The sequence below is a fragment of the Pseudomonadota bacterium genome (assembly GCA_016927275.1).
Classification (GTDB): domain Bacteria; phylum UBA10199; class UBA10199; order 2-02-FULL-44-16; family JAAZCA01; genus JAFGMW01.
Genome location: JAFGMW010000008.1, coordinates 1 through 8,359 on the forward strand (window position 1 = coordinate 1; position 8,359 = coordinate 8,359).

Sequence of the window (8,359 nt, forward strand, 5' to 3'; positions counted from 1 at the left end):
CTCGAGCCACGCTGCGAAGAGCTCCCCGAGCCTCTCCGTCAAATCGGCACTATTGAATTCCTTCCTGTCGCCTCGTCGAGGTTGTCTGTTGAGGAGCTGGCCGGGAAGCGGCGGGCCCCCATCGCTGCGAGCGGGTCCGTGGAAGCCTCAGCCCCGGTCTCCTTTTATGACACGAGTTAGACCGGGGAATGAGGAGGGTTCGCGGCCCGCGAGACAGCGAAAGGGGAGCCGCTGGAGGCCCCGCTCCGAAACGGACAACCTCGATAAGGCGACACATTGAAGAGTTATCAGTTGACTGAACTCAGTTTCGCAGCGGCTTTCTGGTCTTGAGCATGTGCGCGATTCTCTCCTGCGTCCTCTTCTCGCCCGCGAGCGAGAGAAACGCCTCGCGCTCGAGCTCCATGATCGCGTCCTCGGTGGCCAGGTGCCTCATCGGAAGCACCCCGCCGGTGAGAACGCGCGCCAGGCGCCCGGCGACGACGAGGTCGTAGTCGGTGGCAAGGCCGCAGGCCCTGTAGTTCCTTGCTATCTGCATGAGGGCGATCTCGCCGCCGCGGCCGGGGAGGCTTATGTCGTCGCGGAAACGCGGAGGCTCGTAGTTCACGGAGAGCCTCATCGCCTCATCGCGCGCCTGCGCGATGAGGCAGTCGCGGTCCATCACGATCCGGTCGGAGCCGGCAAGATAGCCCAGCCCGACCGCGTCGCGGGCGGACGAGGAGACCCTGGCAGTCCCGATGAGCTCGAACGCCGCACGCGACTTGGGCTGCGGCCCCCCGTCGCGCGGGGCGCCCGCAGGCATGAGCCGCCCCTCCCTCGTGGACTCCTCGCGCGCCTCCATCGCGATGAGCATGTTCTTGCAACCGCCGCCCGATGGGATCAGCCCCACCATGAGCTCCGCTAGTCCAGCGTACGTCTCCGCGTGGGCCACGCGCGCCGCGGCCGCGAGGCAGACCTCGAGCCCGCCGCCGAGCACCCTGCCGAAGGGGACTGCGACCACGGGGCGCTTTGAGAACCGCACGCGCTGGCACGCCGACTGGAAGAGGCTGACGAGCCTCTCGAGCTTTGCGAAGTCGCCCCGTTCGGCGAGCGACCCTATGAGCTTTAAGTCCGCGCCCGCCGAGAACGCCTCGCCCTCGTTGGCCACGATGAGGGCCGCCGCCTCGCGCTCCGACCTCTCGACGGAGAGCGAGATCATCCCGACCGAGCCCTCGTCCAGCGCGTTCATCTTGGTGTGGAACTCGCAGCAGTAGACGCCCTCGCCGAGATCGACGAGCGAGGCGGAGGCGTTGCTCTCGATCACGCCGCCGGAGCGCCTCGCGCGCGAGACGGAGAGCGGCCGCTCCTCGTGCGCCCGCGCGTCCGCGCCCCCCTTCACGTCGAAGACGAATCGCATCCCGTCGCTGTGAGAGTAGAACGACCCGCGGCCGGACGAGAGGAGCCGATCCACGAGCGCGGGGACCTGCACCCCCTCCGAGTCGAGCCTCTCGGCCACCCGGCGCGCACCCAGCGCGTCCCAGGCCTCGAAGGGCCCCAGCTCCCACCCGAAGCCCCACCTGAGCGCGCGGTCCACCGACGCGATGTCGTCCGCGATCTCCTCGGCGCGGCTCGCGGCATATGCCAGCGTGCGCGAGATCGAGGGCCAGGCGATCTCTCCGGCCTGATCGCATGCGAACGCGGTCCTGGCGATCCTCTCGGAGGGATCGGGCACCCCCTCGATCTCGGCGAGCGAACCCGGGCAGAAGTTGAGCCGCGGCCGGTATGCCACGGTGCGCAGGTCTATCGCATGCGCCGTTCCGGCCGCGTTCGAGTAGAATCCCGAGCCGCTCTTGGCGCCCCTCCATCCCCTGGAGAGCATCTCCGAGAGAAAGCGGGGCACGTCGAATGGCCGGGCGAGATCGTCCTCGCAGCACGCGATGGCGAGCTGCCTTGAAACCGCGGCGACCGTGTCCAGTCCCACCATGTCCAGCATGCGGAATACGCCCTGCCTCGGCCTGGCAGCCGGCCTCCCCATGACGGTGTCGACCGCCTCCACGGGCCAGCCCCGATCGGCCGCGAGGTGCATCGCGTCCATCACCGAGAAGACGCCTATGCGGTTGGCGATGAACCCGGGCGTGTCCTTGACGCGCACGACTCCCTTGCCCAGCCGCCCGGAGAGAAAGGGCTCGATCTCCGCGGCGGCGCCCTCGGACACCGCTGCACAGCAGATCTCGACGAGCTTGAGATAGCGAGGAGGATTGAAGAAGTGCGTGATCAAAAAGCGCGACCTGAGCCCCGCACCCATCCCGGCCGCCAGGGAGGCGTATGAGATCGACGACGTGTTGGAGCTGACGATCGCCGAACGATCGGCCGCCGCCTCGACGGCGCCGAGCACCGCGATCTTCGCGCCCAGCTCCTCTATCACCGACTCGACGATCCACCCGCATCCCGCGAGCCTCTCCGCGTGCTCGGAGAGGCTCCCCGCGCGTATCCTCTCCGCGTCGCGTTTCGCGAACAGGGCAGGCGGCCTGAAACCGGCGAGCCTCTTCTGCGTCCCCTGCCCTGAGCCGGTGACGCTGAGCAGCTCCACCCGCGAGCCCGCGCCCGCGAAGAGCGCGGCGAGCTGGCAGCCCATGGTGCCGGCGCCGATGACTGCAATTTTGTCGAATGAATGCGCCAATGAACTATCGTGACTCGTAACTCGTAACTCGTGACTGGCGGAGCACGCCAGTCACCGGTCACCAGTCACCGGTCACGTCCTTTCAACGACAATGGCCATCCCCTGCCCTCCGCCCACGCACATGGCGGCCAGCCCCGTGGAGGCGCCGCGCTCGATCATCGCGTGCACGAGCGTGGCCAGGATGCGCGCGCCGCTGGCGCCCAGCGGATGCCCCAGCGCGATGGCCCCGCCGTGGACGTTGAGTCTCCTCTCGTCGATCGCGAGCTCGCGCGCGCAGGCGACCGCCTGCGAGGCGAACGCCTCGTTGAGCTCGACGAGGTCGATGTCGGCAAGCCTCATCCCGGCGCGGGCGAGCGCCCTGGGGACCGCCTTCGCAGGCCCCATGCCCATGAACTCCGGAGCCACGCCCGCCACCGCCGCGGCGCGGATCTTCGCCATGGGCCTCGCGCCTATCTTCCTCGCATGGCTTTTTGAGGCGATCACGGCGATTGCGGCTCCGTCGCTCACCTGAGAGGAGTTGCCCGCGGTCACGCTCCCCCCCTCCCGGAACGCCGGGGCCAGGGCCGCGAGGGCCGCGAGCGAGGTGTCCTGCCTGGGCCCCTCGTCGCGATCGATCGTCGCCGCGCCGCCGTCGGCAGCCAGGGCCGTGACCGGCGCGATCTCGGCCGAGAAGGCGCCGTGCGCCTGGGCTGCCAGGGCCTTGCGGTGGCTCATGAGGGCGAAGCGATCCTGGTCCTCGCGCGAGACGCCGTGCGCGCGCGCCACGTTCTCCGCGGTGAGCCCCATGGATATGTACGCGTCCGGCATCCCCTCCCGCGCGAGCCGCCCGTTGAGGTTCGGGTTGAAGCCCCCTATCGGGACTGCGGTCATGCTCTCCACGCCGCCGGCCACGAAGAGCTCCCCGTCCCCGCAGCGGACCGCGCGCGCCGCCTGGACCACCGCCTCGAGGGAGGAGGCGCAGAACCGGTTGACGGTGACCGCGGCCGCGCCCTCGGGGAGCCCGGCGAGGAACGATATGTTGCGCGCCACGTTGTACCCCTGCTCCGCCTCGGGCATGGCGCAGCCGATCAGCACGTCCTCTATGAGGGCGGGGTCGAGCCCCGGCACGCGGGCGATCGCCGCGCGAACGACCTGCTCCGCTATGTCGTCGATGCGGGTGCGCGCGAACGCGCCCCTCTGCGCTTTGGCGACCGGGCTGCGCACGCACGACAGTATGAGGGCATCCTGCATCTGGCCTCCTCGCCGCCGGGATCGGGCGGCATGAGGCGGCAGATTAAGCAAAAGCGCGGATGAACCGCAACAGATTTAGGGGAGCTTCAGAGGGAGGCGAATGCGTCCGCGGCCAGCCTCCACTCGTGGGAGTGCGCAGGCAGCATCCGCTCAAGCCGGCGGAGCGCCTCGGAGATCCGGGCGCTGTCGTGCACGCCGTGGCGCTTGATCGAGCGCGCGAGAGCGCGCGCGGCAGCCTTGCGGACCGGCCAGTGGTCGTCCGACAGCGCGTCGATGAGCGCGGCCTCGGACGCTGCGCCTTTCCACAGAAGGAGCGCCTCCGCCGCCGCCTCGCGCACCGCGGGGTGCGGATCGGAGGTCAGGGCGCGCGCGACCGATTCGTTCGCGAGGGGACAGGACGAGAAGCGCATGGCCTTGATGGCTGCCTGCCTGATCGACGCGGACGGTTCGTTAGATGGCCTGAGATATCCGCGGAGGATCGAGAGGACGCGATCCGAGATCTCCTCGGGGAATCCGACCAGGAACCGGCCGAGCGAGCGGACCGCCTCGTAGCGGACGTACGGCTCCGGGTCCAGCGCCGCCTCCTCTATGCGCGCCAGCACCGACTCGCTCGCGAAGAAGCCCATCGCGCAGGCGATACCGGCCCGAAGGCGCGCAGGTATGTGCTTCTCGAGGCGCAGAAGCCGAAGCATCGCGGGCAGGGCCTCGTTCGCGCCGAGAAGGCCCAGGGCGCGCGCCGCCCTCTCCCGCACCCTCGTCGAGCCGTCGACGAGCAGCGCCCTGATCAGCGGCGCGTGGGCGCGGCTGTCGGAGAGCTTCCAGAGCGACCAGGCCGCCTCCTGCCGCACCGCCGGGTCCTTGTCGGTGGAGAGGGTGACCGAGAGCGGGACCACCGCCTCGGGGATCTTCATGCCGTGCGCGATCGCTAGGTCTCCGATCTCGCGCGCGGCCGCTATTCGCTCGCCGCGCCTGCCCCTGCGCAGCGCCATGAGGGCGGCGCCGATGCGCGCGGGGGGCCTCGCATCAGGCCTGGGCAGCACGCTGTGCAGCGGCCGCACCACGGCGCCCGGCGGGTCAGGCTCCGGGCCGAACGGCCGGCCGTCCTTGAACCCCTTCGGAGAGGCCTTGCCGGCCTCCTCCGAGAGCATGCTGTCGAGCGAAATCCGCATCCGGTACCTTATCGATCGGGCCGACGAAAAGTTGCGTGATTAAAAAGCCCCCGCCTTGACGCCGCGGGGGCCCTTTATATAAGGAGATGCGCAGGCCTGTAAGCCGAGTTCTGTGCCGAGCACTCAACACATAACGGCCGGTCAAGTATCATTAAAAAGAGCCGTTATGGGTTGAGTGCTCGGCGACGGCCATTCATCTGGGACAGCCGTTGCCGGCTGCCTCTAGCGACCTACCCCCGAGCACTCACTGCGGCAAAGGCACGAAGCCCAGCCAACAGCAATAGATGCGGACAACACCCTCCACCGCCGTTTCCGGCGGTGAGTGCTCGGTGCTTGGCCTTGCTCCCCATGGGGTTTGCCGTGCCGTCCCTGTCTCCAGCGACGCGGTGGGCTCTTACCCCGCCGTTTCACCCTTACCGAGCGCTCAACCTATAACGGCCGGTCAAGTATCATTAAAAAGAGCCGTTATGGGTTGAGTGCTCGGCGGTTTATTTTCTGTGGCACTTTCCGTCCCCGTCTTCTCCCGAAATGGCCGGGGCCTGGGTGTTACCCAGCATGGTATCCTGTGGAGCTCGGACTTTCCTCCGAGCACTCAACATATATTTCAGGAACACTCCTCTATGCTGCGCCTTATCCTCTGCTTCAAAAAACGTTTGGATTGTCCTCTCTGCTTCAGCTTGCGTTCTCTTTCGAGAGCATCCGCCCTTGCTGCATAAGCTTCATAGTAGATAACCTTCCACCGCTTCCCTTTCGTAGACTTATTCAAGCCTGAATTGTGTTCCTCAACCCGGCGTTTCAAATCAGACGTGTAGCCTACGTAGAAATCCTCATTTCCCGAAAGCAAAACATACACGTAATGCATATCAACTCCTGAAATATATGTTGAGTGCTCAGCGGCCGTCCGGCCTGCGCCATCTTTTCAAAGATCAAATTTCTGATCTATCGCCCTGTTCGCGAGCTTGTCCGCCTCCTTGTTCCTCTCGCGCGGCAGGTGCTCTATAGTATATTCGCCCACGGCCCGCAAGGCCTTGAACGCCTCCTGATACAGCGGCTTCAAGCCCTCGTTCTTCACCCTGTAATCGCCGTTCAGCTGCCTCACCATGAGCTCCGAGTCGGCAAAGACCGCGACGCTGGTGGCGCCGAGCCTCTTCGCCTCGCCCAGCGCGAAGATCAGGGCCTGGTACTCGGCCTGGTTGTTGGTCGTCTCGCCTATGTACTCGGAGACCTCGGCGACGACCGCGCCGCTCTCGTCCCTAAGCACCGCGCCTGCTCCCGCAGGGCCGGGGTTCCCGCGCGCCGCCCCGTCTGAATGGATGGTGATCCTGGGCACCGCTTCCGCCTATTTGGATGTGAGGCCGAAGGCCGCCAGCAGCTTCTTCCTCTCGGCCGCGTCGAGCGAGGAGACGATCTCCTTCGCCCGCGAGGAGAGCTCGGTGTCGAGGCAGACCTCGTGCGAGTCGCAGTCGCCCTCGGCCGCCGCCTCGGAGATGAGCCTGTCGGCGAGCGAGCGCAGCGCCGCGCGCACCTCGGGCACGGTGAACGAGCCCGCGAGATGCGCCTCCACGGAGGGGAAGCGCTCGTTCTCCGCGACGAAGTGAACTATCTCCGCGAGGGTCCTCTTCGACATCGCCTTGAACTCGGTCATCTCTCCCCTCCTTCTTCCGGCTCGACGGCCGCCTCCTCGACGTAGATGAGGCGCTGGCAGTTGGGACAGACCTTGAAACATTCCTTCCGGAGCATCTCGTTGTAGAGCTGGGGCGGCAGCCTGCGCGAGCATCCGCTGCAGACCTCCTTCGCCACCGGGACCAGCGCGTCCGTGTATCGCTTGCGCACGAACTCGTATTTTCTCAGCGTCTCCTTGTCGAGCTGGGGGACGATCTCGGGCCTGCGCGCCGACTCTGCCTTCAGCTCCTGCATGAGCGCCGCCTCCTCCTCGGCCACCGCATGGCGTGCCTTGCTCAGTGCACCTTCCTTTTCGGCGCATTCGCCCTCAAGTTGCGCGATTTCTTTGCCCAGGGCCTCTATCCGCTCCATGGCAGCCAGGACGCGGTCTTCCCTCTCCCTGTTTATGCGCTTCCCCTCGGTGATCTCCTTTATGGCCGCCTGGTACTCCTTGTTGGTCTTTATGGCGTAGAGCTTGGCCTCCCGCTCGCGCAGGTGCTCGGTGGAGGCGGCCAGCTCCATCTCGTCGGTGCGGCGGGCGTGCTCGATCCCCTCCTTCTCGCCCTTGAGCGCATCGAGCTGCGTGCGGACCATGTCGAACGCGGACTGCTCCGCTGCGAGCTTGGCCGGCAGTGCCGCGAGGGCCTGCTCGATCTTGTGGGAATTGAGGTCAATCTGCTGGAGTTCTTTGAGAAGGTTGAGCTGTGACGCAAATCTGGCTTTCATCAAGGCTCCGGAAAAAATGGATTTATCCCTCTACGTCCTGGGGCATCCCTTGTCAATCGCATAAATGAGCGGTTTTGCCTTAAAAACACCCTTTTCAGGGAGAAAAGGCGTGACCAAGGTCGTAAGGGCTTGCCTTCCATGCCATTTTCCGCTAAATGCCCCACCTCAAGTTTGGGCCCGTAGCTCAGTTGGCCCCGGCGCGACAGCAGAATTTCAGGGAAATTCTGCTTCGACGCGCCGAGGGTCCTCGGTCCGGCAGATGATTTTTCCGAAGAAAAATCATGCCGGACCGGGATTAGAGCCTCCGGACAAGAAGGCCGCATGTACTATGTTTATGCTTTAATCAGCGAGCTGGACGGGAAGTTCTACATTGGACATACATCAGATGTTGAAAAAAGATTGAAGATGCACAATGCAGGATATGTGGTTGCTACGAAGCATAGAAGGCCTCTCAAATTGTTTGGAACAAAGGCTTTTAGAACGAAGCAGGAAGCTACTAAAAAAGAATATTGGCTTAAGCGCCAAAAGGATATTGAAGCAGCATTTAGAATGTTCGGTAAGTCCCGGGCCCGTAGCTCAGTTGGTTAGAGCCTCCGGCTCATAACCGGGTGGTCCTAGGTTCGAGTCCTAGCGGGCCCACAAGAAACCCGACCGAAAGGTCGGGTTTCGTATTATGAGCCGGAGGCTCTAACCAACTGAGCCTAAATGTGGCTCATAACCGGCCCCGGCGGCCGCATGATTTTTGCCAAAGCAAAAATCATCTGCGGGACCGGGAGTGGTCCCAGGTCAAGCGCCTCGCGGCGCGCAGCGAGCATGGATGCAGGATTATTTCCCCGGCGGGTCGGCGGCAGAGGCAAACAAGAGGGATCAGGCATCAGGGATCGGGAGTCTGTGGCGCGCAAAAAAACGCCGCGCA

General features: G+C 65.3%; 7 protein-coding genes, 1 tRNA gene, 1 other RNA gene and 1 pseudogene. 2 read left to right on the plus strand and 8 right to left on the minus strand.

Annotated features, from left to right (window positions below):
- Positions 1–301 precede the first annotated feature (301 nt).
- The 8 genes and pseudogenes from JXA24_00420 to JXA24_00455 form a co-directional block, all read right to left on the minus strand.
- The gene (locus tag JXA24_00420) at positions 302–2,656 is read right to left on the minus strand and encodes a 3-hydroxyacyl-CoA dehydrogenase/enoyl-CoA hydratase family protein (protein ID MBN1282222.1); all 2,355 of its coding nucleotides are present in this window, start codon (positions 2,654–2,656) and stop codon (positions 302–304) included.
- A gap of 72 nt (positions 2,657–2,728) precedes the next feature.
- Positions 2,729–3,886: a thiolase family protein gene (locus JXA24_00425; GenBank protein ID MBN1282223.1), complete on the minus strand. Its 1,158-nt coding sequence runs from the start codon at positions 3,884–3,886 to the stop codon at positions 2,729–2,731.
- A gap of 86 nt (positions 3,887–3,972) precedes the next feature.
- The gene (locus JXA24_00430) at positions 3,973–5,055 is read right to left on the minus strand and encodes a HEAT repeat domain-containing protein (protein MBN1282224.1); all 1,083 of its coding nucleotides are present in this window, start codon (positions 5,053–5,055) and stop codon (positions 3,973–3,975) included.
- A gap of 86 nt (positions 5,056–5,141) precedes the next feature.
- Positions 5,142–5,682, minus strand: an RNA gene (gene rnpB / locus JXA24_00435) — RNase P RNA component class A.
- A gap of 4 nt (positions 5,683–5,686) precedes the next feature.
- A pseudogene (locus JXA24_00440) lies at positions 5,687–5,917 on the minus strand (GIY-YIG nuclease family protein).
- A 57-nt stretch (positions 5,918–5,974) separates the two neighbouring features.
- On the minus strand, positions 5,975–6,385 hold the full coding sequence (locus JXA24_00445) for a ribonuclease HI family protein (GenBank protein MBN1282225.1): 411 nt from the start codon (positions 6,383–6,385) through the stop codon (positions 5,975–5,977).
- 9 nt (positions 6,386–6,394) lie between these two features.
- Complete coding sequence (locus JXA24_00450) at positions 6,395–6,700, minus strand: hypothetical protein (GenBank protein MBN1282226.1); 306 nt, start codon at positions 6,698–6,700, stop codon at positions 6,395–6,397.
- Positions 6,697–7,443, minus strand: a complete 747-nt coding sequence (locus JXA24_00455; GenBank protein ID MBN1282227.1) for a hypothetical protein — start codon at positions 7,441–7,443, stop codon at positions 6,697–6,699. The genes JXA24_00450 and JXA24_00455 overlap by 4 nt, the downstream gene beginning before the upstream one ends.
- Positions 7,444–7,764: 321 nt before the next feature.
- Here JXA24_00455 and JXA24_00460 point away from each other — a divergent pair, with 321 nt between their 5' ends.
- Entirely contained in the window at positions 7,765–8,031 is a 267-nt protein-coding gene (locus tag JXA24_00460; GenBank protein MBN1282228.1) for a GIY-YIG nuclease family protein, read from the plus strand.
- Positions 8,009–8,082: transfer RNA gene (locus tag JXA24_00465), tRNA-Ile, on the plus strand. Before JXA24_00460 ends, JXA24_00465 begins: the two co-directional genes overlap by 23 nt.
- Positions 8,083–8,359 lie beyond the last annotated feature (277 nt).

Coding starts and splice junctions, on each gene's coding strand:
- JXA24_00425 (MBN1282223.1), bottom strand. CDS start 3,886: ATGCAGGATGCCCTCATACTGTCGTGCGTGCGCAGCCCGGTCGCCAAA.
- JXA24_00430 (MBN1282224.1), bottom strand. CDS start 5,055: ATGCGGATTTCGCTCGACAGCATGCTCTCGGAGGAGGCCGGCAAGGCC.
- JXA24_00450 (MBN1282226.1), bottom strand. CDS start 6,700: ATGACCGAGTTCAAGGCGATGTCGAAGAGGACCCTCGCGGAGATAGTT.
- JXA24_00455 (MBN1282227.1), bottom strand. CDS start 7,443: ATGAAAGCCAGATTTGCGTCACAGCTCAACCTTCTCAAAGAACTCCAG.
- JXA24_00460 (MBN1282228.1), top strand. CDS start 7,765: ATGTACTATGTTTATGCTTTAATCAGCGAGCTGGACGGGAAGTTCTAC.